This is a genomic window from Exiguobacterium sp. s132, assembly GCF_018617235.1.
GTDB lineage: Bacteria > Bacillota > Bacilli > Exiguobacteriales > Exiguobacteriaceae > Exiguobacterium > Exiguobacterium profundum.
On the sequence record NZ_JACSJU010000004.1, the window covers coordinates 89,044 to 114,439 of the forward strand.

At 46.8% G+C, this 25,396-nt stretch carries 29 protein-coding genes and 3 pseudogenes; 6 read left to right on the plus strand and 26 right to left on the minus strand.

Annotated features, from left to right (window positions below; translation table 11 throughout):
* Nucleotides 1–2: 2 nt before the first annotated feature.
* From KNO78_RS13935 to groES, 10 genes and pseudogenes are all read right to left on the minus strand, one after another.
* Nucleotides 3–1,913, minus strand: a complete 1,911-nt coding sequence (locus KNO78_RS13935; RefSeq protein WP_214691564.1) for an ATP-dependent nuclease — start codon at nucleotides 1,911–1,913, stop codon at nucleotides 3–5.
* A 128-nt stretch (nucleotides 1,914–2,041) separates the two neighbouring features.
* Nucleotides 2,042–3,019, minus strand: coding sequence for a hypothetical protein (locus KNO78_RS13940; protein ID WP_214691565.1), 978 nt, complete (start codon nucleotides 3,017–3,019; stop codon nucleotides 2,042–2,044).
* Nucleotides 3,020–3,054: 35 nt separating this feature from the next.
* Nucleotides 3,055–3,858 (minus strand): annotated as a pseudogene (locus KNO78_RS13945) (DUF3387 domain-containing protein); the annotation flags it as partial.
* 24 nt (nucleotides 3,859–3,882) lie between these two features.
* A pseudogene (locus KNO78_RS13950) lies at nucleotides 3,883–4,063 on the minus strand (SAM-dependent DNA methyltransferase); the annotation flags it as partial.
* A gap of 370 nt (nucleotides 4,064–4,433) precedes the next feature.
* Nucleotides 4,434–4,544 (minus strand): IS3 family transposase, encoded by a 111-nt coding sequence (locus tag KNO78_RS15725; RefSeq protein ID WP_353048701.1) that lies wholly within the window; start codon nucleotides 4,542–4,544, stop codon nucleotides 4,434–4,436.
* Between the two features lie 16 nt (nucleotides 4,545–4,560).
* Nucleotides 4,561–4,626, minus strand: a pseudogene (locus KNO78_RS15730) (hypothetical protein); the annotation flags it as partial.
* 8 nt (nucleotides 4,627–4,634) lie between these two features.
* Entirely contained in the window at nucleotides 4,635–5,321 is a 687-nt protein-coding gene (locus KNO78_RS15735; RefSeq protein WP_353048702.1) for an IS3 family transposase, read from the minus strand.
* The gene (locus KNO78_RS15740; RefSeq protein ID WP_353048703.1) at nucleotides 5,318–5,629 is read right to left on the minus strand and encodes a hypothetical protein; all 312 of its coding nucleotides are present in this window, start codon (nucleotides 5,627–5,629) and stop codon (nucleotides 5,318–5,320) included. Before KNO78_RS15740 ends, KNO78_RS15735 begins: the two co-directional genes overlap by 4 nt.
* A gap of 164 nt (nucleotides 5,630–5,793) precedes the next feature.
* Complete coding sequence (groL, locus tag KNO78_RS13960) at nucleotides 5,794–7,419, minus strand: chaperonin GroEL (protein ID WP_214691566.1); 1,626 nt, start codon at nucleotides 7,417–7,419, stop codon at nucleotides 5,794–5,796.
* 39 nt (nucleotides 7,420–7,458) lie between these two features.
* Nucleotides 7,459–7,743: a co-chaperone GroES gene (gene groES, locus KNO78_RS13965; protein ID WP_015880602.1), complete on the minus strand. Its 285-nt coding sequence runs from the start codon at nucleotides 7,741–7,743 to the stop codon at nucleotides 7,459–7,461.
* 212 nt (nucleotides 7,744–7,955) lie between these two features.
* On the opposite strand from groES, the gene KNO78_RS13970 reads away from it, so the two are divergent.
* Entirely contained in the window at nucleotides 7,956–8,651 is a 696-nt protein-coding gene (locus KNO78_RS13970; protein ID WP_078146181.1) for a CPBP family intramembrane glutamic endopeptidase, read from the plus strand.
* 16 nt (nucleotides 8,652–8,667) lie between these two features.
* A complete protein-coding gene (locus KNO78_RS13975; RefSeq protein ID WP_015880600.1) occupies nucleotides 8,668–8,877 on the plus strand; it encodes a YdiK family protein in 210 nt (69 codons plus the stop codon).
* 14 nt (nucleotides 8,878–8,891) lie between these two features.
* Here KNO78_RS13975 and KNO78_RS13980 read toward each other — a convergent pair whose 3' ends face one another.
* Together KNO78_RS13980 and KNO78_RS13985 are read right to left on the minus strand one after the other, a co-directional pair.
* Complete coding sequence (locus KNO78_RS13980) at nucleotides 8,892–9,293, minus strand: hypothetical protein (RefSeq protein WP_214691567.1); 402 nt, start codon at nucleotides 9,291–9,293, stop codon at nucleotides 8,892–8,894.
* Nucleotides 9,294–9,304: 11 nt separating this feature from the next.
* Entirely contained in the window at nucleotides 9,305–10,930 is a 1,626-nt protein-coding gene (locus tag KNO78_RS13985) for an ABC transporter substrate-binding protein (protein ID WP_214691568.1), read from the minus strand.
* A gap of 101 nt (nucleotides 10,931–11,031) precedes the next feature.
* Here KNO78_RS13985 and KNO78_RS13990 point away from each other — a divergent pair, with 101 nt between their 5' ends.
* Complete coding sequence (locus tag KNO78_RS13990) at nucleotides 11,032–12,267, plus strand: MDR family MFS transporter (RefSeq protein WP_168169827.1); 1,236 nt, start codon at nucleotides 11,032–11,034, stop codon at nucleotides 12,265–12,267.
* A gap of 35 nt (nucleotides 12,268–12,302) precedes the next feature.
* Here KNO78_RS13990 and KNO78_RS13995 read toward each other — a convergent pair whose 3' ends face one another.
* Together KNO78_RS13995 and KNO78_RS14000 are read right to left on the minus strand one after the other, a co-directional pair.
* Entirely contained in the window at nucleotides 12,303–12,692 is a 390-nt protein-coding gene (locus tag KNO78_RS13995; RefSeq protein ID WP_015880596.1) for a hypothetical protein, read from the minus strand.
* Complete coding sequence (locus KNO78_RS14000) at nucleotides 12,689–12,847, minus strand: hypothetical protein (protein ID WP_015880595.1); 159 nt, start codon at nucleotides 12,845–12,847, stop codon at nucleotides 12,689–12,691. The genes KNO78_RS13995 and KNO78_RS14000 overlap by 4 nt, the downstream gene beginning before the upstream one ends.
* Before the next feature lie 104 nt (nucleotides 12,848–12,951).
* Here KNO78_RS14000 and KNO78_RS14005 point away from each other — a divergent pair, with 104 nt between their 5' ends.
* On the plus strand, nucleotides 12,952–13,287 hold the full coding sequence (locus tag KNO78_RS14005; RefSeq protein ID WP_074032574.1) for a TM2 domain-containing protein: 336 nt from the start codon (nucleotides 12,952–12,954) through the stop codon (nucleotides 13,285–13,287).
* 39 nt (nucleotides 13,288–13,326) lie between these two features.
* Here the strand turns inward: KNO78_RS14005 and KNO78_RS14010 are convergent, their stop codons facing one another.
* The 5 genes from KNO78_RS14010 to KNO78_RS14030 form a co-directional block, all read right to left on the minus strand.
* A complete protein-coding gene (locus tag KNO78_RS14010; protein WP_214691569.1) occupies nucleotides 13,327–13,905 on the minus strand; it encodes an NADPH-dependent F420 reductase in 579 nt (192 codons plus the stop codon).
* Nucleotides 13,906–13,908: 3 nt separating this feature from the next.
* Nucleotides 13,909–14,382, minus strand: coding sequence for a hypothetical protein (locus KNO78_RS14015; RefSeq protein WP_015880592.1), 474 nt, complete (start codon nucleotides 14,380–14,382; stop codon nucleotides 13,909–13,911).
* A 94-nt stretch (nucleotides 14,383–14,476) separates the two neighbouring features.
* A complete protein-coding gene (locus tag KNO78_RS14020) occupies nucleotides 14,477–15,283 on the minus strand; it encodes an ABC transporter ATP-binding protein (RefSeq protein WP_074034811.1) in 807 nt (268 codons plus the stop codon).
* Complete coding sequence (locus tag KNO78_RS14025; protein WP_074034812.1) at nucleotides 15,280–16,326, minus strand: FecCD family ABC transporter permease; 1,047 nt, start codon at nucleotides 16,324–16,326, stop codon at nucleotides 15,280–15,282. Before KNO78_RS14025 ends, KNO78_RS14020 begins: the two co-directional genes overlap by 4 nt.
* Complete coding sequence (locus KNO78_RS14030; RefSeq protein ID WP_214691570.1) at nucleotides 16,323–17,303, minus strand: FecCD family ABC transporter permease; 981 nt, start codon at nucleotides 17,301–17,303, stop codon at nucleotides 16,323–16,325. The genes KNO78_RS14025 and KNO78_RS14030 overlap by 4 nt, the downstream gene beginning before the upstream one ends.
* 121 nt (nucleotides 17,304–17,424) lie before the next feature.
* On the opposite strand from KNO78_RS14030, the gene KNO78_RS14035 reads away from it, so the two are divergent.
* Nucleotides 17,425–18,357, plus strand: coding sequence for an ABC transporter substrate-binding protein (locus tag KNO78_RS14035; protein WP_214691571.1), 933 nt, complete (start codon nucleotides 17,425–17,427; stop codon nucleotides 18,355–18,357).
* 84 nt (nucleotides 18,358–18,441) lie between these two features.
* Nucleotides 18,442–18,624 (plus strand): PspC domain-containing protein, encoded by a 183-nt coding sequence (locus KNO78_RS14040; protein WP_026824450.1) that lies wholly within the window; start codon nucleotides 18,442–18,444, stop codon nucleotides 18,622–18,624.
* A gap of 36 nt (nucleotides 18,625–18,660) precedes the next feature.
* Here KNO78_RS14040 and KNO78_RS14045 read toward each other — a convergent pair whose 3' ends face one another.
* The 7 genes from KNO78_RS14045 to KNO78_RS14075 form a co-directional block, all read right to left on the minus strand.
* Complete coding sequence (locus KNO78_RS14045) at nucleotides 18,661–20,007, minus strand: FAD-dependent oxidoreductase (RefSeq protein WP_214691572.1); 1,347 nt, start codon at nucleotides 20,005–20,007, stop codon at nucleotides 18,661–18,663.
* Between the two features lie 172 nt (nucleotides 20,008–20,179).
* Nucleotides 20,180–20,470, minus strand: a complete 291-nt coding sequence (locus tag KNO78_RS14050; RefSeq protein ID WP_214691573.1) for a hypothetical protein — start codon at nucleotides 20,468–20,470, stop codon at nucleotides 20,180–20,182.
* 5 nt (nucleotides 20,471–20,475) lie between these two features.
* Nucleotides 20,476–20,754 carry a hypothetical protein gene (locus KNO78_RS14055; protein ID WP_214691574.1) on the minus strand — a complete coding sequence of 93 codons (279 nt, stop codon included), beginning with the start codon at nucleotides 20,752–20,754 and terminating at the stop codon, nucleotides 20,476–20,478.
* Nucleotides 20,755–20,859: 105 nt separating this feature from the next.
* The gene (locus tag KNO78_RS14060; RefSeq protein WP_214691575.1) at nucleotides 20,860–23,508 is read right to left on the minus strand and encodes a hypothetical protein; all 2,649 of its coding nucleotides are present in this window, start codon (nucleotides 23,506–23,508) and stop codon (nucleotides 20,860–20,862) included.
* Between the two features lie 145 nt (nucleotides 23,509–23,653).
* Nucleotides 23,654–24,442, minus strand: a complete 789-nt coding sequence (gene tatC, locus KNO78_RS14065) for a twin-arginine translocase subunit TatC (protein WP_031424497.1) — start codon at nucleotides 24,440–24,442, stop codon at nucleotides 23,654–23,656.
* A 3-nt stretch (nucleotides 24,443–24,445) separates the two neighbouring features.
* On the minus strand, nucleotides 24,446–24,664 hold the full coding sequence (gene tatA, locus KNO78_RS14070; protein WP_034770678.1) for a twin-arginine translocase TatA/TatE family subunit: 219 nt from the start codon (nucleotides 24,662–24,664) through the stop codon (nucleotides 24,446–24,448).
* On the minus strand, nucleotides 24,664–25,320 hold the full coding sequence (locus KNO78_RS14075) for a redox-sensing transcriptional repressor Rex (RefSeq protein WP_015880579.1): 657 nt from the start codon (nucleotides 25,318–25,320) through the stop codon (nucleotides 24,664–24,666). Before KNO78_RS14075 ends, tatA begins: the two co-directional genes overlap by 1 nt.
* Between the last annotated feature and the right edge of the window lie 76 nt (nucleotides 25,321–25,396).

The window sequence follows — 25,396 nt, forward strand, 5'->3', positions numbered from 1 at the left end:
TTTCATACAGCTCCTTTGGAAGCATAATTAATAGCCTGAATAATGTACTGCAATTTGCTGTCCCCTAAAATTCTCCTTTTAATTTCTTCTTTATCTTCTTGCATCTTTTGTTCTAAGATGTTTGCTAAACATTGAGCTGTTATTGCTTTAGATATCTTTTTTTCAAGCATTAAATGATAATAAATATAGAAAGCTTTTTCTTCATCAGAAGCGTTTTGTTCTTTCCAAATTTCATTTAACCTGATTATTTCTTTATCAATTGATTCTTCTTTGGCTTTTGTCAAGCCAATGACATCACTATTTCCAATTTTTTCAGCTTGCAATATCGCCAATAATAATTCATCACGTAATGAACCAAGTGCTATATCATACTCCAGGGTCCAGTCTGGTGATATAAATAATTTAACAAATTGACCGTCAATTTTTGCTTTTCTTTCACTTCTCCTTACATTAATAGATTTTTCTGAATCCAAATGCGTTTGAGTTTTAGCCTCAGGATCTACAGATGAATATATATCAGGCTTTATATCGTTGTCAGTAATTGCAGAAACGGTTATATTTAACATACCCTTATTTGGTTCTTTCCTTTTGAAAATATTAGAATAACGCAGGAAAGCTGTATTTCCAACATTAACAATAGTCACCCCAAACAATGACAATGGTTTATCTATAATAAGAGCAATAATTGGAAGTAATAAATTCTCCGAATCACCTTCTACGAGTATGACTCCTTGTGCAAAAAACAAATTTGCTTTTGTTGAATCCAAAAAACGCTCTAAAAAAAGATAGTCCCCTTTATTTAATTGTGTATTCTCATCCCCCATAGGAAAAGCACTTCCATCCTTACAAATAATAAGGTTTTTCAACTTCACTTTAGATGCAAGATCTGTGCTATGGGTTGTCATAATTAATTGAATTTGTGAATCACTTACTTCCTTATGAAGAAATTCAACTAGTCTAATTTGTGCCTGAACATGCAAATGAGCTTCAATTTCTTCAACAATAGCTAAGCGTAAACCTTGGTATTGATTTCGTTTCAATAAGAGTAATTCAGTTGCTATAAAAAGCAAATTCTGAGACCCTAATCCTGATTTACTTTCGGTTATGTCTAAGTTAAGTCTTTCAAGAATATTTTTTAATCTCAATTTAGTAATTGTGAAATCTGAAATTTGATTATTCCTAAATCCACTAAATTCTTTTAAGTATGTATTGATTTGTTCTAATAACTCTTTACCCTCTTGGTCTTCAATCTCATTATCATCAGTATCCAAACCCTTAAAGTACTTTGTGATTTTTTCATTGGCCTCTTTTATAATTGTGTAAAGATAATGGTTTTCATCTTTTCCTTTAAATGCATCATGACTATCTAATATTTGTGAAAGTCTAGAATTTTTACCCGGCGACATTTCTTTTTCGGCGTCTCTTAATGGTTTAAGGTAGGTTGTTCTCAAAAGGTTCTTTGCCTCTCCACTTAATTGTTTACCCTCATTGTCAGCCCCAGCTTTAATATCGTAATATATATTGTTCCCATTTCTTTGAGCTGTGAAAGATAATTTTAAAAAGTATTCATAAGTACCTTGAGAATTCTTCTCCATACCTAACCACTCTAAAAAATTCTTAGCTTCAAGATCACTAAACCCTTTAAAATTGCACTCTATTCTTAATTTTGTTGCTCTATTTTCTTCGGATTCACCAAATGGCAAATAAAAATCTTCTAACTCAAGCCTCATATATTCATAGCTTTGCGTGTGCAAAGTATACTTTATAGCATCTACAATCGTTGTCTTTCCCGAATTATTTTCGCCTACTAAAAGATTCAATTCTGGAGTGAAGTTGAGTGTCAATCCAGGCTTTCCATCTTGTTTTATACCAAATTTTCTAAAATTCCAAATCCTTAACTCTGATAAATACATCCCAGCGTTGCCCCTTTCACTCTTTAAAACATTTCATCTACTCAAAAGATATATAAACAATAAAAAAGAAGATCAGAAGTGTTTTCAAATAATCTTCTAGTCTTCCTTCATGTAATTCCAATATCATATCAAACGCCCAGAGTCTCTATTATTTCTTTTCTTATATAATCTAATGAGTCAAAGCTTTTCATGTCTGTTTTATATACAGCTCTGACATATTCGATAATTATTCCAGTAAGGTTAAATAGTTCTCTTTTGACTTGATTCTGATTTTCATATAATTCAAATATATTTTTACCATTATGAACAATTTCAGTTCTTTTATGTTTTGAGAGATTAACCATCTCGCTAGATAACCTATGATATTCTTTTTTTGACTCTACTATAAAGGGGATAATTTTAGATTTAACTTTTTGAAATTGCAGCATTTCATCTTTATCTGCAAGCATCTCGAGTGTAGTCATTAAATATATAAATGCTGTATTCAAATTATGCATATACATTGCTTCATTTATCCTTGTTAGCGCTGCTCTACAATTTAAAAATACTTCATCTTCCCTATCACTGAAAATTAATTTATAATCTAATGAATTCAGATCATACGAACTAGGTTCCCTAGACGGCATCATACCTATTCCTTTTCTCAACATGATAGTTACTTCTCCTGAAATCATTTCATAATGATTTGTTTTTGTATTTACTTTGAAAACATTTTTGTAACCATCATTTAGCATTCCAGCTAAACCAGGAAGAGTATCAAAATTCCCTATTTGACACTCTTTTAACCTAAAATAATCCATAGACCTATCAATCTTTTCACAGATTTCATTGACATATAAAAATGCTTCTTCAAAATTTACATATTCTTTTACAGGAAATGTGGTTATTGCGAGCGTATAGTTTATCCACTCTTGATTTGAATTAGAATCTAATATTTCTAAGCAATTTTTTATCATTTCAAATTCACTTTCAACAATTGAATCTGTATATGTATATCCCCCTTCCAATATAGAGTTCAATGGAGGAGTATAATATACATCACCAATTTTAAAAGCGGACTCAATAACAAAGTTAGAAATTGGAACTATAAATTTTTCAGATTCCATTTAATTAACCTCTTATCTCTTTAGTTTTTATTCTTTTATAATTTTGTATTAGCCGCTATTAATTCAGCCTGCTCATCAACAATTTCCACAGCCAACTTCTGCAAATCAGGTGGATAACCATATTTCTTCAAAAGCCTTCTAACCGTAATCCCCATCTTTGCTCTGGACGATTCTCTCAAACTTCAGTCAATGCTCATATTCTCTTTAATTGCCTTCGTAAGTTCATGAGCAATTACTTTAAGGATATCATCTAAGACTTGTTCAGCTGTCTCATGTGATGCAAGCGCACCATAAAAAGCTACCTCTTCTTGAACAAGCTCTAATACTTCTCCTGCTTTATAAGATTCATTCATCTCTTTTGCAAGTTCAATTAGCTCTTAAATAATTTCTGAAGTTTCAATTGCTCGTTTATTGTATTTGTTAATAGCATTCTGCAGAATGTCTGTGAATTTTTGTGTTTTCGCTAAATTTGTACGTTAAACATTTTTAACTTTTCCTTGAAATAACCGGTTTAGTAATTCAACTGCTAAGTTTTTTTGAGGCAGAGCACGTCCCTCGTCTAAAAATTCATCGGATAGAATAGAGATGTCTGGGTTTTGTATGCATAGTGAACTATAAATATCAATTACTTCATCAGATATTACAGATTTAGAAATGAGTCAATTTAATTGAGCATCAATTTGTTCTGGAGTTTTCCTTTTACCTTGAATAGGAATCAATTTTACTAGTCCAGCTTTTACTGCCTTTCAGAAGAACCCGATCTCTGCGTTAAATTCTTGTGCTTCTAGTTCCGTAGCACAAAGTACAAAAGCTTTTGCCAGTTCAGTTATCACCTGCATAATTCTTTAGATACCTACCCATTAAATATTTTCTGCTAAATATTCATCCCTATCTTCAGGATCAGCCCATTCATCCTCTGTTAATTCAAAATACTTTTCTTAAAAAGAATCAGAAACATACTTCAAGAATAGAGGTCCTAAAAACAACGTTCTTATCTTCCTAAAACCATAATTTTTCTTCAAAACCAATACTTCCTGTAGACATATCACAAGCCTCTTCCCATGATGTAATTTAAATAGTCTTATAATACCTAATTCTACCAATATAAAAAGGGCTACGCAAGAAAGTTTCGCTTATCATGTAACCTTGATTAATACAATTATAGTAAATTTTTTCAATATTCTCAATAATTGTTGTGTAATGCGCTTTAAAAGTGGACTATCCTATTTATCTCCTCACTAGCACAAATTTTTATCCATTTACAAAAAGAATATCACTTTGAAATGGACCAAAAAAGTTAGACACTACATAATTTTGTTAGGAGACATTTAGAACCCTCGTCCGGTATTCTGAACTGCTCCCCGTCAAGTAGACAGTGCAAATAATGAAAACCGGCCTAGGCGGCTTGAGCCCTTTATTCGACAGGGCTCAAGCCGTTTAGGCGTTTCTGGAGACGGTCATGGTTGTAGAACGATATGTAGGGTCTCGATGGCCGATGTGAGTTCGCTATATGCCTGAAACTCACGCAGGTAGTACATCTCGACTTTCAGGGTACCCCAAAAGCTCTCGATCGGGGCGTTGTCGATGCAACGTCCGACCCGGGACATGCTGTGGGTCAGCCCCGCATCTTCTCTTCTACCATGCGTTTGAACCCTCTCGATGTGTATTGATATCCTCGGTCGCTATGGATCATCGGACCCGCTCCTGTACGGAGCCCCGCGATCGCTGGCATCATCGTCTGGAAGACGAGCGCGTTGTTGTTAGATTTCCCGATGCGATAGGCGACGATCGAGCCGTCATAGAGGTCGATGATCGCGCTCAGATACGCCTTCTTCCCGGTGCCATATTTGAACTCGGTGACGTCGGTGCACCATTTCTCGTCCGGTCGGGACGCACTGAATTCCCGGTTTATCAGATTCTCGGCCACATGCTGCGGGGACGACTTTTTGTACCGTTTGCGCTTCTGGCGGATGACCGAACGAATCTCATGGATGCGCATGAGACGATAGATGTGCTTCTCGTTGTATGCCGGCAGGCCATGCTGGCGTCGTCTGCGATTGACCGTCATGGTGATTCGTCGATAGCCGTAGGTCCCGTTCACTTGGTCGTAGAGGAGGCGGATGTCCTCAAGTAGGCTTAGGTTCTCCTCCTCGCATACCGAGACGGTACGCTTCAACCATTTATAATAGGCGGCCCGTGAGACCTGCGCGATCTCACACAGGAGCACGACCGGGAACGTATCGGTTGTCGACATTTCCTCGATCGCCATGTAACGCAATTGTAGCCGGATCTGGCTGATCAACCTCTCCTCTCGATCTCCTCTAACTTTTTTAGGAACAGGTTCTCGGCCCGCAGGCGCTCGTTCTCCCGCTCGATCTGTTGGATGCGACTTTCGAGCTTCTCCTCGTTGGTTAGTTCCTCTTCTTGCTTCGTCCGTCCACGCCGGTCCGCGAGCTTCTGTTCCTTGGTGTACAGTTTCCATGTCTTCGATTCCTTCCACGCATCGATCCCGCCGGTATCGAATTTCACTTTCCACACCCGGAGGGCATCCTTAGAGACGTCATGGGTCTCCATGATCTCCTTCCATGTGTATGTTTCTGCTTCTATCATGCGCAGCGCACTCAGTTATTGTTCGATCGAATGCCGACTTCTCGCCATAAAAAAAACACTCCCCAATAGAATAAACAGATTTGTTATTTCATCTGTCTACCTATCGGGGAGCATATCATTCAACCAGGATCAGGTTTTTCAGTCGTTTCTTGATGCGGCGATGATTACATCATACCGCCCATTCCGCCCATGTCAGGCATTGCAGGACCATCTTTTTCTGGCTTGTCTGCGATGACGGCCTCTGTTGTGAGGAACATCGCTGAGACAGATGCTGCGTTTTGGAGTGCTGAACGCGTCACTTTCGCTGGGTCGACAATCCCGTGTGCGATCATGTCGACGTATTCGCCCGTTGCCGCGTTGTAGCCGACACCGACTGACTCGTTCTTGAGTTTCTCGACGATGACCGAACCTTCTTCACCCGCGTTTTCCGCGATTTGACGGACCGGTGCTTCGAGTGCACGAAGGACGAGTTTGACACCAGTTGCTTCATCCGCTGTCACTTCTGCAAGCAACGCACGAACGGCTGGGATGACGTTGATGAGTGATGTACCACCACCCGCCACGATTCCTTCTTCAACGGCCGCACGTGTCGCGTTGAGTGCGTCTTCGATGCGGAGTTTACGCTCTTTAAGCTCAGTCTCCGTCGCTGCACCGACTTTGACGACGGCTACGCCACCTGCGAGTTTCGCGAGACGCTCTTGGAGTTTTTCACGGTCGAAGTCAGACGTTGTCTCTTCGATTTGGTTACGGATCGTTTGAACGCGTGCTTTGATCGTTTCTTCGTTCCCTGCACCTTCGACGACAGTCGTTGTGTCTTTTGTGACGACGACTTTCGATGCGCGACCGAGCATGTCGAGTGATGCCGATTTGAGGTCGAGACCGAGGTCTTCTGTGATGACTTGACCACCTGTAAGTGTCGCGAGGTCTTCGAGCATCGCTTTACGACGGTCACCAAATCCTGGTGCTTTGACGGCTACCGCATTGAACGTACCACGGAGTTTGTTCAAGACGAGTGTTGCGAGGGCATCGCCTTCGATGTCTTCTGCGACGATCAAGATCGGCTTCCCTTGTTGCACGACTTGCTCGAGCACTGGGATGATTTCTTGAATGTTTGAGATCTTCTTGTCTGTGATCAAGATGTAAGGGTTGTCGAGTGACGCTTCCATCTTGTCAGAGTCTGAGATCATGTATGGTGACAAGTATCCACGGTCGAACTGCATTCCTTCAACGACGTCGAGTTCTGTCGTGAAACCGCGTGATTCTTCGATTGTGATGACACCATCGTTCCCGACGCGCTCCATCGCTTCTGCGATCAATTCGCCGACTTCTTCGTCCGCTGCCGAGATGGCCGCGACTTGTGCGATCGCTTCTTTTGACTCGATTGGTTTCGAGATGGCTTTCAACTCTTCAAGCGCACGTGTGACCGCTTTGTCGATTCCTTTACGAAGGATCATCGGGTTCGCGCCCGCTGTGACGTTCTTGAGTCCTTCACGAATCATCGCTTGTGCGAGGACTGTCGCTGTTGTCGTACCGTCCCCTGCGACTTCGTTCGTCTTCGACGCAACTTCAGCAACGAGTTTCGCGCCCATATTTTCGAAGCGGTCTTCGAGTTCGATTTCTTTCGCGATTGTCACGCCATCGTTTGTGATGAGTGGTGAACCGAATTTTTTCTCAAGGACGACGTTACGTCCTTTTGGTCCAATTGTTACTTTGACTGCGTCAGCGAGTGCGTCGACGCCGCGAAGCATCGCGTGACGTGCATCTTCTGAGAATTTGATATCTTTTGCCATCGTTCATTTCCCCCTAATAAAGTTTTTGAATAATGGTGCTTAGCCTACGATTGCGAGAATATCGCTCTCGCGAACGATTAAGTACTCTTTTCCATCATGCTTCACTTCGGTACCTGCGTACTTCGAGTAGATGACCAAATCATTTTCTTTCACGTCGAGATCGATGCGCTTGCCTTCGTCCGTCACGCGGCCTGTACCGACTGCGACGACTTTCCCTTGTTGCGGCTTTTCTTTCGCCGTATCAGGAAGCACGATGCCCCCGATCGTCTTTTCTTCTTTCTCCACGACTTCGATGATGACACGATCGCCTAGTGGTTTCAACATGGAAAAAACCTCCTCCGAATATGAATGATGTAATGTGTATCGTAAGGTTTTAGCACTCAGTTAAAAGGAGTGCTAACATTGATAAGTGTAGTATGAGCCGATTAAAAAATCAAGTGGGGAACATTAAAAAATGCTCTTACTCGCGGTCAAGAGAACTTATTTGTTACAATGAGAGAAAGGTAGGTTCACTCTTATATTAAGGACGTGTTGAATTGGCTACACTAAACTCAAACCAATCGATAAATACCCGTTTTTCGATGGCGCCTAACATTCGTCTCCGGCACCTCACCCCGATTTTACTATATGCGTTCGTCCAGCTATTCCCGCTCGTCCTCAGTGAAGTACGACCGGAATGGCTAACAGAAACGTTCGTCGGGCTCTGGCTCGCCATCGGATTCGGTGTGACGATTGTTCTGTCAATCTTGCTCATCTGGCCAGACTTGAAACAATACAAAGCGCAAGGCATCCAGTCGAACTTGAACGACACGGTCAAATGGATCGGGCTCGGGATTTTGATGCAATACGGGCTCGTCATCGTGGCGAACTTGATTGAGACGGCCATCTCGGGCGAACTTGTCGAATCGATGAACACACAAAACATCGCTGATATGGTGGAAGTTATTCCACTCATGATTTTGCCGGTCGTCTTGCTCGGACCAATCATCGAAGAGATTCTTTTCCGTCATATTTTGTTCGGGAACTTGAACGCGCGCTTCGGTTTCTGGATTGCCTTTGGTGTCAGTTCGATTTTATTCGCACTCATCCACCAAGATAATCGATTCCTCGTCTATATCGCGATGAGTTTCGCGTTCTCTTACGCGTATGCGAAGACAAGACGATTGATCGTTCCGATCGCCATCCACGCGTTTAACAACGCGCTCGTGATGCTCGTACTATTTTTAATGTAGAAATGAGGTGGCAGTTATGCCGCGACAATTAAAAGTGATGATGCTCTTCAGTCTATCGTTCGGTGTGTTGTTCACCGTCCTCGCGTACTTCTCGGTACAAGAGTACGGTTTCAGCTTCTGGACGTACTTCATCATCGCCGTCGCCGCTTACGACTTTTTCAAAGTATATCAAATCTTGGCACTCGCCCGAAAAGTCAAAAAAGAAGGCACGGACAAATCCGCATAATGAAACCCCGAGTCTTACGAGCTCGGGGTTTTCTTTATATGGATGACGTTCGTCAAATCAATCTTTTCATGGAGTACGGCACTGCGAATCAACATACCACGACGCATCATGATGACACCAAACACGACGTACATCGTATCAAGCAACGGAACTGACGTCTCGTCAAAGAACCAGACGACGACAAAAAAGCTGAAAATTGAAAGAAAGCCAATCGATGAGACGAGTTTCGAATCGACATTCTGTATCAGTGACTTCACCTTCTCTCCATCGAACTGTTCGAGTTGCTCCTGGTAAAGTACATGGAAGACAACACCGAATCCCGCCACTGTTATCATCACCCATTCTCCGTTCCACCATCCAATCAGAAATACGATTGGATTGAAGAAAAGAAATGCCAACAATAGTTTTTTCCTCATCGAACCCCTCCTTATGATGGAATCCATAGTTTCGCAAAATCAAAATAACCGAACAAGTCGACACAGACGTCCTTCAGCTCGACCGGGAACGGGATCGTCCGCTCCTCGTTATAGAGCGGGATGAAATACGACTTTTCTTTCAACTCGCGTTCAATCTCCCGGTGCAGCGGCAACCAGTCTTCAAACGGCAGGTCATCATATTGCCTGACCCGCTCCGCCATCCCCTCGATATAAGGGAACACTTTATGCGGGGGCGAGTACTCGTTCGTCATGAACTGTTCAAACCCGAGCGTGATGTTCCGCTCGAACACTTCCCCGTGAACGACCAAATCGACGTATTCATAATACGTCTTGTCATGGATTGAATCTTTGAAGCTGATGGGCACGAACTCATAAGCGATGCCGTGACGCGTTAACATTTCGGCAATCCAGTCGGTCGTATCATTCGTAAAGTCCGTCTGTTTGATTCGAATCGGTCGGTCGAATGTGACGGGTGTTCCTTTTGGAATGCGATACGTTTCGCTCATCGAACCGAGAAACCCTCGGTCGTTCGGCGTTCTCCGTTCATTCAACGTCCCAATCTCCGGTCGAATCTCCGCAATCAAGCGATGCATATAATGCCGCGCCTCTTCATTCGCGAACACACTATTCGGATGACTGTTCAAGATGACAAGCCCGAACCCAGACGGTGTCGAGATGTGTCCAGTTTCTTTGGAATCCCTTGATGAGATCCGATACGTCGGATCGTATCCGTCCGGCACTTTGATGAACTCGACCCGGTCCAGGAGTGCCCGCACCCCGAAATAATTCTCGAAGGCGAGGAGGACCGTCTTCTCCTTGTCATGGCGATCCAATTGAAACGGCCCAGTCCCGACACTTCCTTTGGCGATACTCGTATGGATCATCGACAGTTTCGGGATGTACGAATTCCGTCGCCGGTCGAGCGTGACGTCGACGCGATACGTGCCGTTCGATGCGATATGCCGGACGTGCCGATACATATAGCGATACGCATCTGACTGAACGAGCATGCGCAGACTCTTCGTCACATCTTTACTCGTCATGAGCGACCCGTCATGGAAACGGACCCCTTTCCGAAGAAACAAGACGAGCGTACTCCCCTGCCATTCATAGTGATGCGCAAGTTCCCCCGTGACCTCCCCGGACGCGTCAATCATGAACAGACGATTGAAGACGTTCTGGACGAGGTGGGCACTGTGGATGTCAGCCGCCTCGAGCGGATGTGTCGTCAAAAAGTGACGGCGTCGCGGGATGATGAGTGCATCGCTCGACGTTTGGACGTAACCGAACTTCTTCTCGAGCTGGCGCATGAACCGTCCTGCCTGCGCAGGCGACCAGTCCCACTCCAGTTGATTCGTCACTGCCTCGACCGACTCTTTCTCCATGCGGTCAAGCAACTGTTTTGCCAAATCACGCTCGACGTGTCGTAGCCATTCGAGACGCGTCAAATTTCCCCGTCCGCGTCCACTCGTATACGTGAGCCACCCTTCTTCTTGCCACCGTGCCAAATGACGCTTCGTCTGTTTCGGGCTTAAATGAATGGCTTCCGCCATATCGGAAATCGTGTACGCCCCATCCCGACACTCTTTCCACAATCGAAATAAATATGCATCCACGTCACATCCCCCCTTAAAAGTGGACATCATTTCCCCATGTCGTCCATTTTTCAAATCTGTTGTCTTGTTTATCATACAGGTACAGAATGGAAGGTGACAAGATGAAATGGAAAGATATACCTAAACCAATAAAAGTTCGACTCGTGACATCATTTTTTAACCGTTCGGTCTCATTCGCCATCATGCCGTTCATGGCACTTCTCTTTGTCAAAGCGTTCAACGAATGGATAGCGGGAGTCTTCTTGATCTCGCTCGTCTGTCTCGGATACGTGATCGGGTTAATCGGGGGATACCTCGCCGATAAGTTTTCAAGAAAGCGACTTCTCGTGTTGACGGCCAGCCTCACGGCATCGATGTTTCTCGTCATGACGCTCAGTCTTCAGTTCGACCAGATGATCGTCTTTATGATCGCCTATACGATTTTCACGGTCACGAATAACCTCGGGCGGCCTGCGATGAGTGCCATCATCATCGACGCGACAACACCTGAGAACCGAAAAGCCGTTTATGCGCTCGATTACTGGTTGATCAACCTCTCAATCACGATCGGGACGGCACTCGGGGGCTGGCTCTATGTCAGCAACCAACTGTTACTGTTTTGGATTTTGACGTTCACGTCGAGCATGTTGCCGATCGCGTACGCCATCTTCCTCGAAGACACGAAACGGACGTGGACGTCCCAAAAGCTCCGCCTCGTCTTCGTCGACGTGTTCCAAAGCTATCAAATCGCCTGGCGTGACCGTCCGTTCGTCAAAGTCGTCTTCGGCTCGATGTGTATCCTCGCTGCCGAGTTCTCGATGGGTAGTTATGTCGCGGTCCGGCTCGCCGATTCATTCGAACCGCTCTCGATTGAATCATGGACAATCAATGGGGTGCGGATGATGAGTCTCATTCAAATCGAGAACACGCTCATCGTCGTCGCGTTGACGTTCTTCATTCAACGTCTCGCCTCCCGTTTCTCAAACAAGCATACGCTACTCGGCGGACTCGCGTTGTACACGATCGGATACGCCGTCATCACGAGTGCGAACTCGATGATGCTCCTCCTCGGTTTCATGCTCATCGCAACGTTCGGCGAATTGTTGTACTCGCCCGTATTGAATACGGAGAAGGCGAACATGATGCCAGAAGACCGACGTGGTGCGTACTCGGCGTTTGCCGGAACGTCGTTCGCCGGTGCCGACTTCTTATCACGCTCGACGATTTTAATCGGGTCGCTCCTCACCCCGTTCATGATGAGCGTCTACATCGGACTGTTGGTCAGCTTCGGTTGCTTCCTCGTCTATAGCGGAATTTATGTAAAAGAAAAGCTCGTTTTACGACGAGCGGCTTCCTAAATCAAACCCATCCTTTCTCAGCGAAGGGATGGGTTTTAGTCGAGCTGTTGTTGGTGCATCGCATAGATCAAGGTCAACGCCCGGATGCAGAAGATTGTCGAGAAGCCATAAATGCTCAGTTCGAGCAACGAAACAGAAGGATATTGTAGGCCAAGGGAGACCACATAGCCTACCAAACAAAGCAAGACGACGAATGTGATCGTCCACTCATCCGACTTCCGCTTCATCTTCTCGGCTAACCCCTTCTCTTCTTTTTCTACACGCTCCCGTTGCCAAAAGTAAAAGAAAACTGCATACATCGCAAACGAGATTCTCGGAACGTCGCCTAAGAGTAAATCAAAAATGATGAGACTTAAAAATAAGTATGTCCCTAATTGATAACCGCTCTTCATTTGAAGTCGCGAACGCAGTGGTCTGTTCGTCATAATCCAATCACAGCTACGGTCAACCCACCGTAGACGAACCCGAGCACGATGGCACTGATGGCCATGCGCTTATATTGTGGATATTGATAAAGGGCAATCGCTCCACCAACGACGTGAACGAAGGCGACGATGAACGTCAAAATCGGAAAAAGCATAAAGAACCTCTTTTCTTTTTAGGAAATCATGGAAACAAATCCATTTTCCGATATACTTGAGTGCGAACTCATTATAACAATTATGGATAAGGAGTTGGAGTCCTATGTATGATTCGCGTATGGATTTGACGACAGAAGAAATGTTACTCGTGAACAGCGAAGTCGAAAAACGAAAACGTAGCTTGCTCGTCGCCTACTTGCTTTGGTTTTTCCTCGGTGCATTTGGTGCGCACCGTTTCTATTTCAAAAAAATCGGTTCAGGAATCGCCATGGTCCTACTCGTCGTCTTGACGCTCGGTCTCGGTGCATTCATCACAGGCATTTGGGCACTCGTCGATGCGTTCCTCATGCCAGGTTGGCAACAACGGGAAGTCGAGCAGATTGAGCGCGAGACGATTGAGCTGCTTCAAACACGCTCTGATCGCTATACAGGTTTTTAATCAAAAAAGACGATTGAGGCATATCGCCCCGATCGTCTTTTAATTTTCTGTTAAGTAGAAGGCGAAGTCCCGTGATTTTCTCTCTTTCACCGCATTATGAATCCAGAGCCACGCCAACCCTTCCAACTCACGAGCAAGCTTCAGCCCATGGAGCGGATGCGTATCGAAGCCGATCTTGTTCGATAGTTCGACGACAAGCCGCACCGCTTCCTCATCTTCACCCGCGACGAACATGACGGAGCCATCCGGATCGCCTAAATTCTCGACCCCTGTCTGATTGAACGCCTTCACAACTTTCGTATCAGGAATGAGTCGCTGCAAATACTCCGCACCCGACACCCCGTCCGGTCGCTCGACTTCGTTAAATTCGATGGCGATTGGATTCGTCACATCAATCAATACTTTCCCATCCAGTCCGTCGAGTGTCGGTAACAGATCGACTGCGGCCGCGAACGGCGTACAGAGCAATAGGACATCGCTTGTCGAGGCGACCTCTTGTAGCGTCAATGTCCCTTCCCGCTCCGTCCGTGTCCCGTACAGCACCTCATAGCCTGCTCGTTCGAACTGCTCCCCGAGCGTACGTCCCACTTTCCCGGCACCTAAAATTCCGAGTTTCATGTCTCACAGCTCCTCGTCTGTCCGCGTGACTGTCCCTCCGAACTCTTCTGCAAGCCCGTCTAAAATCGATGGATCGAATTCATCCCCGATGGCCATGACACCCGTCTGACCCGGTTCGATGTTACCGACCGTCCGTTTGAACGTGTCTTGGATGCCTTGTAAATGTTTTACGTCTTTCGTGCCGCCGATGAGACCACCTGTTAGTGTCCCGAACAGGATACCGAACGGACCTCCGAGGATTCCAACCGCCATCCCGATGAGCGCACCTTTCGTCGACTTATTGACCGGTGCGAGCTGCGCCGCATCCTCGAACGAGAACGCCCCGTTCTCTTCGCGCTTGATGACGACCAATTGTTCAAAACCGACGAGCCCATCCGAATGGTACTTTTTCAGCTTACTGAACGCCTGATACGAGATTGATTCTTCTGGGAACGTGAACGTGACGATGTGATACGGTTGTTTTTCCTTTTTAGCCATGAAAAATTCCTCCTTTAGGTAGAAAACATGACACGCACTTACCCTACTCTTTTTCCCTGCTTTTCCGTAAAAAAACCTAGTCCGCAGACTAGGTTCAGGTCGGTCGTTTTTCATTCAACTCATAGTGTGAATACGGTACACAGAGTGGTGTCCCGTATAGCGGATCCTCGGTCACCACGACTTTGAGACCGAAAACGTCTTTCATGAATGTCTCATCGACGACATCGTTCGGACTTCCTTCGCGATACACGTTACCGCCAGCTAATGCGATGACATGATCGGCATAGCGACAGGCCAAGTGAAGATCGTGAAGTACCATGATGATCGTCTTTCCTTCCAATCGATTCAACCGATACATCAAATCTAAAATCTCGATTTGGTGCGACATGTCCAAATATGTCGTCGGTTCATCGAGCAAAATCGTCTCCGATTCTTGAGCGAGTGCCAACGCGATCCATACCCGTTGCTTTTGTCCTCCGGAAAGGTTGCTGACGAGCGTGTCACGGAGCGATACCGTATCGGTGAAGGCGAGTGCTCGTTCGACGGCCCGTTCATCGTCTTCCGAATATCGTTTGAAGAACGTCTGGTACGGATAGCGCCCGAATCGGACGAGTTGTTCGACGGTCAATCCATCTGGTGCCACGTTCACTTGTGGCATGAAAGCCATAAGTCGAGCCGCCTCTTTCGCTCGATACGAATCGAGCGGTTTGTTTCGAAATGCGATCTCCCCGCCAAGTGCATCTCGCTGTCTCGCAAGCGTCGAGAGGAGCGTCGACTTCCCGCAGCCGTTCGCGCCGAGAAGGACGGTGATTTTCCCATGTGGGATGGAGAATGATAATTGATCGAGCACCGTCTTCTGTTCATATCCGATGGTTACGTGGTTCAAATCAAATGTGTTCATCTCATGCTTCCTTTCATCATCCGTCGAAGTAAGTAGAAGAAATACGGTGCTCCGATGACGGCTGTCATCACGCCGGTCCGTAGTTCATACGGATAAAAAATCGTCCGAGCGAGTACGTCCGCCAACACGACAATCGTCGCCCCTACAAGCAGCGTCGCCCAAATGTAAGGGAGCTTCAACCCTTGTCGAGCGATATGAGGTGCCATCAACCCAACAAAACCGATTGCACCGACAAAGGCGACACCAATACCGGCGAGTAAACAGGAAAGCAACAACGTCCCACGCTGAATCCCTCGTACCGGTACGCCGATGCTCGTCGCTGTCGCTTCACTGATATGAAGCGGACGAACATGACGTTCAATCAAGAAGGCTGCCAGCAAAAAGAGAAGGACGAACGGCACCATAATCTTCAATTGATTCCACGTCGCGGCGTAGACTGTACCGGTGAGCCATTGTTGGATATCGTTCTTTCGGTAAACGTTCGAGGCGAGCATCATGAACTGAACGATCCCTTGCGAGAAGATGCTGATTCCAATCCCAACAAGTGCTAGCCGGACAGGTGGGACTCCACGTTTCAACAAATAGAAGAGGAACATCCCGACAACAATCGCCCCAAGGAACGAAGCGATTGGGATATAGGCGAGCGGCACTGACAGCTGATTCGTTCGCTCATCCGAGAAAACGGTGAAGAACGTAGCCGTCGCAACCCCTGCACCTCCGACAATCCCGAAAATCTCCGGGGATGCCAGTTCGTTTTTGATTGTCAGTTGTAACAAGTGACCGCTGACGGCGAGACTTGCGCCGGCAGTGATTGCCATCAACACACGTGGCATCCGAAACTCGAAGACGACGAGCTGCTCGAATGCATCCCCTGCTCCGATGAACAGGGCAGCGAGTGAGGCGGGACTAAGGAATGTGTCACCGATGGCGAGCCCGAAATAAATCGACACGAGCAATCCAACGACAAGTAGAAGCGCCAACTCGATTTCACGCTTCCGGAGCGTGAACGAGACAGGACCTTTTCGAAAGCGATATGTTTTCATGATTTAATGACTCCTTGTCTGACACTGACGAGATAGATGAAGAATGCCCCACCGATGACGGCGAGTACGACCCCAACGGTCACTTCGCGTGGGAACAGGATAACGCGTCCCAGAATATCCGCCGCAAGCAACAGGACGCTACCGATGAGGGCACTTCCGGCGAGACGAGCGAAAAAGGCCGTCCCGAACAGATATTTCGCCAAATGGGGAGCGAGCAGACCGACAAATGCGATTGGTCCGGCAAGTGCCACCCCGAATGCGGAGAGCACGACGGCGAGCGTCACGGCGACGAACTTGATGATGCCGACATTTTGTCCGAGTGAACGGGCGACCTGGTCTCCGAGCGATAACGTCTCTAACTCTTTACTGAGCAAGAGAACGAGAATGACCGCCGCCGCCATCCATGGCAACAACGTCTCGACGAGCGTGAGCGATCGTCCGGCGACCGATCCGGTTAGCCAGAACAGTACCTCATCAAGCGCACCTTCCTCATACGCGATGATTGACTGGGTAAATGAGCTGAATAGAGCGGCAAGCGACGCCCCGGCAAGCGTCATATACATGACGTTCCCTCCGTTCGCACTCAGTAGATAGACAATCACGCCGGCAACAAATGCTCCGATGAGCGAGGCTGTCGTGAACGAGGCGATACTACTGAACCCAAAAAGCGTTACGAGCACGATGGCCAGACTCGCTCCGGCATTCACCGCCAAAATATCAGGAGATGCGAGCGGGTTACGGGTCACGAGTTGAAAAATGAGCCCGGCGAGACCTAGGACACTACCGACGAGTAGCGCGACGACCGTCCGTGGGATGCGATTGTCTGCCAAGGCAATCATCGCTTGTGATGAACCGTCCGCTTGGAACGTCATCACATCTTCATGGCTGACCGCAATCACACCGACGCGCAAGGAGATATAACTTAAGATAGGTAAACAGATGATCAAGAAAAGTAATTTGATCCAAGGTTTTTTCATGTCCTCACTTCTTTCCTTTCCTACCATAGCAAATATTGCGTTCCATAAAAAGGGGTTGACAGTGAGAATCATTATCACTTATAGTCAGGAAGGAAAATCACCTACATAGAGGAGAATTGTAATGAAAAAGTGGATGCTCGCGTTACTTACGCTTTGCTTAACCGTCGTCCTCGCTGCTTGCGGCGGGTCTGACGATACAGAGAACGATACAAGTTCAGAAACTGCGACTCGCTCGATTGAGCACGCGATGGGAACGGCGGACGTACCTGAAAACCCGGAACGCGTCGTCGTCTTGACGAACGAAGGGACAGAGGCCCTTCTCGCCCTCGGCGTCAAACCAGTCGGAGCCGTCAAATCATGGAACGGCGACCCGTGGTACCCGCACATTGAGTCCGAGATGACAGACGTCACGGAAGTCGGGACAGAAAGCGAAGTCAATCTAGAGGCCATCGCAAAATTGGAACCCGATCTCATCATCGGAACGAAACTTCGTCAAGAGAACATCTATGACAAGTTAAACGCCATCGCACCGACGGTCATGTCAGAGACGCTCAAAGGTGATTGGCAAGAGAACTTCACTCTTTATGCGAACGCACTCAACCTAGAAGAGGAAGGCAATCAAGCGTTGGCCGACTACGAACAGCACGTCGAAGATACGAAAGCAGATCTCGGAGACGCCGTGAATAAAGAACTCTCGGTCGTCCGCTTCCTTCCTGGCGAGTCACGCATCTACTTCAATGACAGCTTCTCCGGCGTCATCCTTAATGATGTCGGCATCAAACGTCCAGCGTCACAAGATAAAGCGGAATTCGCTGAGCCAGTCGCGATGGAACGGATCCCGGAGATGGCAGGCGACCACATCGTCTACTTCACATATGGTGGAGCAGACGGGTCGAAGACAGCCGAAGAATGGCAATCGAATCAGTTGTGGAAAGACCTCGATGCTGTCAAAGCAGGGGAAGTGACAGAAGTCAGTGATGACATCTGGAACACGTCTGGTGGCGTCTTGTCTGCCAACCAAGTGCTCGATGAACTCGTCGACATCTTGAAATAAACAGTAGCGCATCAATTAAATTGATGCGCTTTTTCATACACTCATATGGTAAAATTTACATATCAACTCATAAGGAGCTTTACTATGCAACGTACACTTCGAAAGTCGGCGACGGACCGCTCGATTGCCGGTGTATGCGGTGGGATCGCTGAATACGTGAACATCTCATCACTCGGTATTCGGCTCTTATTCGTCTTTTTGCCGGCTAACTTTCTCATCTATATCCTTCTTGCCAACTTGATGAAAGATGAACCACACTACCTCTAAAAAAACGCGAAAGCTGTTAGCTTCCGCGTTTTTTTGTTAGGCATTCACTTTGTCTTTCATCGCTTCAAGCGCTCCGCTGTTCAGGAAGTGCCATGGCTTGTTGTAGTGCGGTTGGAAGAAGAAGTCGACATAGGCGAGCTCTTCGATCGTCATCTCGTTTTGGATGGCGAGGGAGAGTGTGTTGACCGCTTGAGTCAAATCCGCTTTTGATAACACTTGTCCACCGACAATACGGTGTGTCCCTTTTTCATAGACGAGTTTGAATTCGACTTTCTCTGCGGTCGGCATGAACTCCGGACGATACGCGTCCTCGATGACGACACTTTCCACTTCGAGTCCAAAGAGCGCTGCCGCTTCTTCCGTCAGACCAGATGACGCGATATTCCAGTCATAGAGTCGAAGTCCTGACGTTCCTTGTGTCCCTTGGTAGCGGACGCGTGGTTGCATCATGTTCTCCGCGACGAGCGTTCCCATGCGGACAGCATTCGTCGCCAGTGGGATATAAGCGTGTGTGCGTGCCGGGTTATAGTAGACGGCACAGCTGTCCCCTGCCGCAAAAATATCGGGGTTGCTCGTACGCATATATTCGTCGACGATGATGGCGCCGTTCCCGAGCATATCGACTTGCCCTTCTAACAGTCCTGTGTTCGGACGGAATCCGACGCAGAGAATCACGAGATCCGCTTCGAATTCACCTTTGTCCGTCACAACGTGTGTGACGTTCCCTTCTGTTCCACGGAACGCTTCGACCGTCTGACCGAGTTCAAGATCGATCCCGCGACTGGTCATGTCCGCTTCTAGTGGATCTGTGAACGATTTATCGAGATATTTGTTCAAGATACGGTCGGCACTATCGATAAATGTGACATGTTTTCCGTATGCTTCGAACGCCTCGACGAGTTCGACTCCGATATAACCCGCCCCGATGACGGCAATCTTCGTCGCATCTGTCGCCCGTTCGATGATGCGTTGGGCATGCGCATAGTTTTTACAGAGCTCGATTCCATTCATTTCGATCCCTGGGAGCGTCGGGACGATCGGCCATGAACCCGTCGTGACGATCAAGCGGTCATACGTGTCATGCACGTCTTCCCCGGTCTCAAGATTTTTAGCGTGGACCGTCTTCGCTTCGGAGTCGATCGACAAGACGTCATGTTTCATGCGCATCGTCGCACCGAGTTCTTCAAGTTCACGTGGAGACGAGTAGAATAACTCTTCCGCACGTTGGACGACCCCACCGACGTGGAGCGCAATCCCACACGAGAGGAAACTGACGTTGTCGTTCCGCTCGTAAACGGTGATATCGAGATTGGCGTGCTTAGCGAGTAATCCTTTGACTGCTGCTGTTCCTGCGTGTGTACATCCGATGACTGCGATTTTCATATGAGTCGTCTCTCCTTTTATGTTAGACAGTACGTTTCGTTTTATATTGTGATAAATATCACATTTACTTCTTGACCTTAGTGTACTATTTCACAATATAGGATTCAATAGCTATGCTCACCATTTCACGTAAAAGTGTCTAAAGTTTGAACAGGAAAAAATCCGCTCATTCTCATGACCGGACTCGCTTCTCTTTCAATAGATAATAGATCCATACAAGAAGATGAACAATCAATCCGAGGACGTTCATAGAGAGACCAACTAGCCCCCACCACAATGCTCCCCAGCCGTATCCAAATGCCAGATTGCCAATCACAAGTACATAGCCACTTACAACTAGGAATGTACCGATCAGGAGTAACACGGACCGTCTTCTTTTCTGCCGCATCACGTGATAGATGGATAGCACTACCCCTAGTGTCAATCCAAGAAACAACAACATCAAAAAGGTCAAATCACTCATTCTCTTTACTCCTCCTGTTTCAAACGAAAAATAGTGAACGTCAAGTAGACAAGGAGACTTCCACCGTATAGGAGCAAACCGTATACGAACCACCCCATTCCATCAAATCCTCTTATGTATCCCACTCCGACGAGCATCATACAAAAACCAATGACCATACTCACAAACGAAATCGTGAGAACCTTATCCGTTTTTGACAGGAACAGATGTCTTCCAATCCCTATGGATATCCCTGCAAAGATCAACATCATGATCGTCTCAGAACCGTACCATTGCCACCACATGACCCGCACCTCAAATCCCTCTTTTTTCCATATTAACATGAGTGAAGGGCTCACAGGTATGTTGAAAGCAAAAAGACCATCCGCTCATGCGAATGGTCCGAGTACTCATCGAACGGTGAAGGTTTTCGTTACGCTTCGACCTTTCGGTGTCACGAGACGAAGCGTGAGCTGCGTCCCTTTTCGTTGCGGTGAAAAACTGAGAATCGTCGAAGTCGTTTTTACTTCTTTCTCTGCGAGAACGGTCGTCCCACGCATCAGCGTGAGTGTACCGTAAGCCACGTTTGACGTCGCACGCAATGTCTTTGACGCACTTGAAGGAATGGTCGATGACAATGTCGGAGCCGGTCCGACCGTCACGGTCTTTTTCTGAATGTGACGATACGTCCCTTGCTGACTCGTCAACGTCACGACACTTCCAACCGGTTGTCGACTGAATCGTAGCGTCACACGGCCTGTACTGCTTGCCGTTCCGCTGGCAATTGTCTTCGTACCGCTCTTTAGTGTCACCGTACTGTTCGGTAGTACATACCCGACCCATAACGACTTTTCGTCGTTGATGGATAGCGTAGACAGCGAGGTCTTCGGCAATTCCACTGTGACTTCACGGGATTTTGACCCGACAGAGGCACGGACACGAATCGTGTCACCCGGTTTCGCCGGGATGGTGTACCGTGTCGTTGATAACCGTTTTGGTGAAACGGCCACACCATTTACGTAAAAACGAACCGGGGCCACACTTGTCTTTTTAATCGAGAGTGTCGCCTGTGTCTTCGTCATCATGACGTCCGTGACACTCAAAACAGGTGTGAACGCGCGAACCGTCTTCGTCAATTCGTAAGTGGCATCGCGATACGTGCGTTTGACACGAATCACATCGCCTTCGCGTAATGGCGTATCGAACGTATAAGGCATCGAACTCGTCTTTGTCACAAGGATGTCATTCCGATAAACTTCATATGCTTCATTTGTGCTAGACGTTACATCAATCGATTTATCGTACATCAATGGTGTCCGCGTCCAAGTGAAGGTAGGTGCATCATACGTCGCCTTCACTTCCGCAAGACGGAACTGTGAGGCAGGTGCCTCCTGTAACTTATAGTATATTTTTGTCCCAACACCAAACCACATGTGAGAAAACGATTTGATTTGGAGCATCCCATCCTCATTTACTTGCTCACTCCAGGCTTCATAACCGCGTTCGCTACGGGCAACGATGTCAACAGTAGCCTGTGGCGTGGTCTGTAATGTCACGCCTGATTTTACAGAGTTCGTTACAAGCTTGATGTCGTTCGGTGAAGTATCTTCACTTTCTTTTACCGTCACCAATTCAATTGGATCGGCATATACACTTGATGGGCTTCCGATTTTTACGGTCACACGCGATCCTGGTGCGAACCAGCGCGTCGGTTGCCAAGTGAAGCGTCCCGTTTCGTCTGACTGAACCGTTTTCGACTGATAGTTGACCAATGAATCTAGTGAGTCAGTGTACTGAGAGGTGCTTTTCGTCACACTGACGAATACTGGGGTGTTCGGTGCCGTTGTTCCTGTGATGGGCCCTAAAACACCTGTTGGCGGATCGAGTGTGAGCGGAACATAGTTAGATGCTGCAAAGTCTTCTGTTCGTTCTAACCCGTTCCATCCAAATTCAAAAGAATATCCGCCATTCGTGTTCATCGTCAACTTACCTTGTTCCCAGACAAACGGTTTCTTCTCAGAATATCGATACTTTGCCGACAATTCTGTCCCACTGACAGGAATGGATGTTCCATCAATCAGTTTAGCGGTTCCGTTCACTTGATAGGATTGGTTCACTTCATATCGTGTCGTCGTTTTCGGTACATCGATCAACAGTTGTCGTGGCGCTTTCCAAAATGACTCCGGCGTATACCCTGCCGTCACATCATGGGATAGCACATACCAATCTCCTCTTAGATTGACAAACGTGTCATCCACCGATGATTCTTTCCATTCTCCAGTGGCAACATTGTAACTCACGTAATACGTATCAAACACTTTCCGCATCGTGAAGTAGTAAATCCCGTCTTTCCACAGGAGATTCGTGACAGATTCCGCCTCTTTTTCAATCCAACGTTTCGTGGTCAAATCAAAAATCCGGAGATGTGAGTCGGTGGACATCTTGACCACTAGTTGATTCGCTTCTTCGATATATTGGGCAGATCGTACCTTGTCCGTATATGTTCCAAGCGTTTCAAGCGTTTCTCCCGTGATGGCTCGTTTCGTGATTTCACCGTTTGCGAAGACTAGGACCGTGCCGTCAGCAAGAAGGTTGTACGATTCGTATATACTTTCCGTATTAAACGTTCCGAGAATCTCACCCGTCAATGAAGTGACAGAATACGTCGTATGTCCTTTCCAAAGAATCATTTCTAAATCCTGATTCACAGCATGAAGATAATCGAGACCACTACTCGAATCGTTCGGGAATGACGTCATCGCATCGGTAATCGGATCCCAAATGAGGACCTCGCCATATGCATCTAAAATGACGCGACCGTCTCCGAGTCCAACGATATTATGTTCAACCGACACGCGGACGGGAAGTGTATACACTTCTCCTGTGCGCATATGCACAATCGTCTCTGGGTCGCCCGACCGCCATACATATTCACTGTTTGATACAACACTTCCCGTTGGCAAAACGTCCGGTTTTGCCGCTCCTTCTGCAAGGGCATCCATTTTTGGTCCAATCAACAATATGAGTACGACGAGCGTACTCCATAACCACTTGTTCATCTGCTTCCTCATTTCTGTTTATGTATACATAAGTTTTCAAAAAACATCCATTTTTGTTGAATCCCTTCTAATTTTAAGATGTTTTCTCAAAAATGCATAGCCCTAATATTCAAAAAAAGCACCGCGTCATAATTTGACGCAGTGCTCACTTTTCATTCATCTGTTTCATTAAATCCATCTGTTCTTGCACCATCGCCTCTTTCTCCCGGCGCAGCACCCCTTTGTAGGTGATGCGTGAAATCGATAAACTGATTTCGTATAGGAAGAAGAGTGGCAGCGACACCATGAGGTGCGACGTCAAATCCGGCGGTGTGATGAATGCAGCGATTACGAATAGAGCGAAGTATGCGTACTTTCGAATCTTGGATAAGAAGTACGGGGTCACGACACCGATTCGGGTTAAGAACATCATGACGACCGGCAGTTGGAACAATAGACCGAACGGAATTGTCAGCTGCAACAAGAACGTGAAGTAATTGTTGGCCCCGATGATTTGTTCGAGTCCGAGGTCTTGCCCGAGGTCCGTCGAGATATCGAGGACGAGCGGGAACAACCAGTAGTAGGCGAACGCAAGGCCAATCAAGAACAGTCCGAAGATGATCGGGATATAGGCAAGCGTGCCTTTCCGCTCATTCGGATGCAGACCGGGTGCGACAAACGCCCACACTTGATACAGTAGGAATGGGCTCGCCGCGATAAGGCCGATGATGAGCGCCAAGTTCAAGTAAATCATGAGCGGGTCCGCGACCCCAAAGGCGTTCAGTTCGAGCCCGCGTTCGACGAGGTCTTTTTGCAAATACGCGAGTACATATTTGACACTCGGCAAAGCCATCAAAAAGAAGGCAAAGACGACAAATGCAGATAGCATCAGTCGTCTCCGCAGCTCTGTCAAGTGATCGGTGAGTTCCCGCTCTTGATCAGGTTGATGATTCATGGCTTACTGCTCTTTCTTTTCGATAGCTTTCTTGTCGTTCTCGTCGTGCTCGTTCATCATGCCGTTCGTTGCATTTTTGAACTCACGAAGCGTTTGTCCGGCCGCGCGACCAAACTCCGGCAATTTCTTCGGTCCGAAGATGATGAGCGCGATGATGGCGATGATGAATAGACTCGCCCCACCCGGAATCCCGACGACGAGTGATGATGCTAGTAATTCCATTATTGATGGACCCCCTCAGCGGTTGGATAGTGTTGCATAAAGTAAATGAGTGACTGCAGCTCAATCGACAAATCGATATGATGGACGCGAACCGTATCCGGTACAGTGAGTCGTGCCGGTGTGAAGTTCAAGATGCCCTTGATGCCGAAACGGACTAAGTCGTCTGCGACGGACTGCGCATAAGCAGAAGGTACCGTCAAAATGGCGACGTCGATCTTGTTTTGCTTCATGATTTGTTCCATCTCATCGACGTGATGAATTGGGACGCCTGACATCGTCGTGCCGACTTTTGTCTCGTCTGCGTCGAACCCGACGACGATATGTGTGTTATTGTTTTTAAGGAAGTTATAGTTGACGAATGCCGTCCCAAGGTGACCGACTCCGACCAAGGCGACATTCGTAATCTCGTCTTGATTCAGTGTCTTTCGGAAAAAGTCTAACAGATACTGCACGTTATAGCCATATCCCTTTTTACCGAGCGCACCGAAGTACGAGAAATCACGGCGAATCGTAGCCGAATCGACCTTGACCGCCTCACTCAGTTCTGCTGAAGAGACACGTTGTTTCCCTGAAGCATGCAGGCTTTGAATAAATCGATAGTATAGTGGCAACCGTTTGGCTGTCGCTTGTGGAATCTTTGGTTCGTTTTGACTCAACGGAAAGAGCCTCCTTTTTACGACACGTTACAAACGAATCTGAATTTCATACACCTTGATTGTAAACGAATTCACA

What these genes read in the sequence shown, in the direction of transcription:
- KNO78_RS13935 (WP_214691564.1), bottom strand. Translation starts at nt 1,913, where the DNA reads ATGTATTTATCAGAGTTAAGGATTTGGAATTTTAGAAAATTTGGTATA.
- KNO78_RS13940 (WP_214691565.1), bottom strand. Translation starts at nt 3,019, where the DNA reads ATGGAATCTGAAAAATTTATAGTTCCAATTTCTAACTTTGTTATTGAG.
- KNO78_RS15740 (WP_353048703.1), bottom strand. Translation starts at nt 5,629, where the DNA reads ATGATAGAAGCAGAAACATACACATGGAAGGAGATCATGGAGACCCAT.
- groL (WP_214691566.1), bottom strand. Translation starts at nt 7,419, where the DNA reads ATGGCAAAAGATATCAAATTCTCAGAAGATGCACGTCACGCGATGCTT.
- groES (WP_015880602.1), bottom strand. Translation starts at nt 7,743, where the DNA reads ATGTTGAAACCACTAGGCGATCGTGTCATCATCGAAGTCGTGGAGAAA.
- KNO78_RS13975 (WP_015880600.1), top strand. Translation starts at nt 8,668, where the DNA reads ATGCCGCGACAATTAAAAGTGATGATGCTCTTCAGTCTATCGTTCGGT.
- KNO78_RS13980 (WP_214691567.1), bottom strand. Translation starts at nt 9,293, where the DNA reads ATGAGGAAAAAACTATTGTTGGCATTTCTTTTCTTCAATCCAATCGTA.
- KNO78_RS13990 (WP_168169827.1), top strand. Translation starts at nt 11,032, where the DNA reads ATGAAATGGAAAGATATACCTAAACCAATAAAAGTTCGACTCGTGACA.
- KNO78_RS13995 (WP_015880596.1), bottom strand. Translation starts at nt 12,692, where the DNA reads ATGACGAACAGACCACTGCGTTCGCGACTTCAAATGAAGAGCGGTTAT.
- KNO78_RS14000 (WP_015880595.1), bottom strand. Translation starts at nt 12,847, where the DNA reads ATGCTTTTTCCGATTTTGACGTTCATCGTCGCCTTCGTTCACGTCGTT.
- KNO78_RS14005 (WP_074032574.1), top strand. Translation starts at nt 12,952, where the DNA reads ATGTATGATTCGCGTATGGATTTGACGACAGAAGAAATGTTACTCGTG.
- KNO78_RS14010 (WP_214691569.1), bottom strand. Translation starts at nt 13,905, where the DNA reads ATGAAACTCGGAATTTTAGGTGCCGGGAAAGTGGGACGTACGCTCGGG.
- KNO78_RS14015 (WP_015880592.1), bottom strand. Translation starts at nt 14,382, where the DNA reads ATGGCTAAAAAGGAAAAACAACCGTATCACATCGTCACGTTCACGTTC.
- KNO78_RS14020 (WP_074034811.1), bottom strand. Translation starts at nt 15,283, where the DNA reads ATGAACACATTTGATTTGAACCACGTAACCATCGGATATGAACAGAAG.
- KNO78_RS14025 (WP_074034812.1), bottom strand. Translation starts at nt 16,326, where the DNA reads ATGAAAACATATCGCTTTCGAAAAGGTCCTGTCTCGTTCACGCTCCGG.
- KNO78_RS14030 (WP_214691570.1), bottom strand. Translation starts at nt 17,303, where the DNA reads ATGAAAAAACCTTGGATCAAATTACTTTTCTTGATCATCTGTTTACCT.
- KNO78_RS14035 (WP_214691571.1), top strand. Translation starts at nt 17,425, where the DNA reads ATGAAAAAGTGGATGCTCGCGTTACTTACGCTTTGCTTAACCGTCGTC.
- KNO78_RS14040 (WP_026824450.1), top strand. Translation starts at nt 18,442, where the DNA reads ATGCAACGTACACTTCGAAAGTCGGCGACGGACCGCTCGATTGCCGGT.
- KNO78_RS14045 (WP_214691572.1), bottom strand. Translation starts at nt 20,007, where the DNA reads ATGAAAATCGCAGTCATCGGATGTACACACGCAGGAACAGCAGCAGTC.
- KNO78_RS14050 (WP_214691573.1), bottom strand. Translation starts at nt 20,470, where the DNA reads ATGAGTGATTTGACCTTTTTGATGTTGTTGTTTCTTGGATTGACACTA.
- KNO78_RS14055 (WP_214691574.1), bottom strand. Translation starts at nt 20,754, where the DNA reads ATGTGGTGGCAATGGTACGGTTCTGAGACGATCATGATGTTGATCTTT.
- KNO78_RS14060 (WP_214691575.1), bottom strand. Translation starts at nt 23,508, where the DNA reads ATGAACAAGTGGTTATGGAGTACGCTCGTCGTACTCATATTGTTGATT.
- tatC (WP_031424497.1), bottom strand. Translation starts at nt 24,442, where the DNA reads ATGAATCATCAACCTGATCAAGAGCGGGAACTCACCGATCACTTGACA.
- tatA (WP_034770678.1), bottom strand. Translation starts at nt 24,664, where the DNA reads ATGGAATTACTAGCATCATCACTCGTCGTCGGGATTCCGGGTGGGGCG.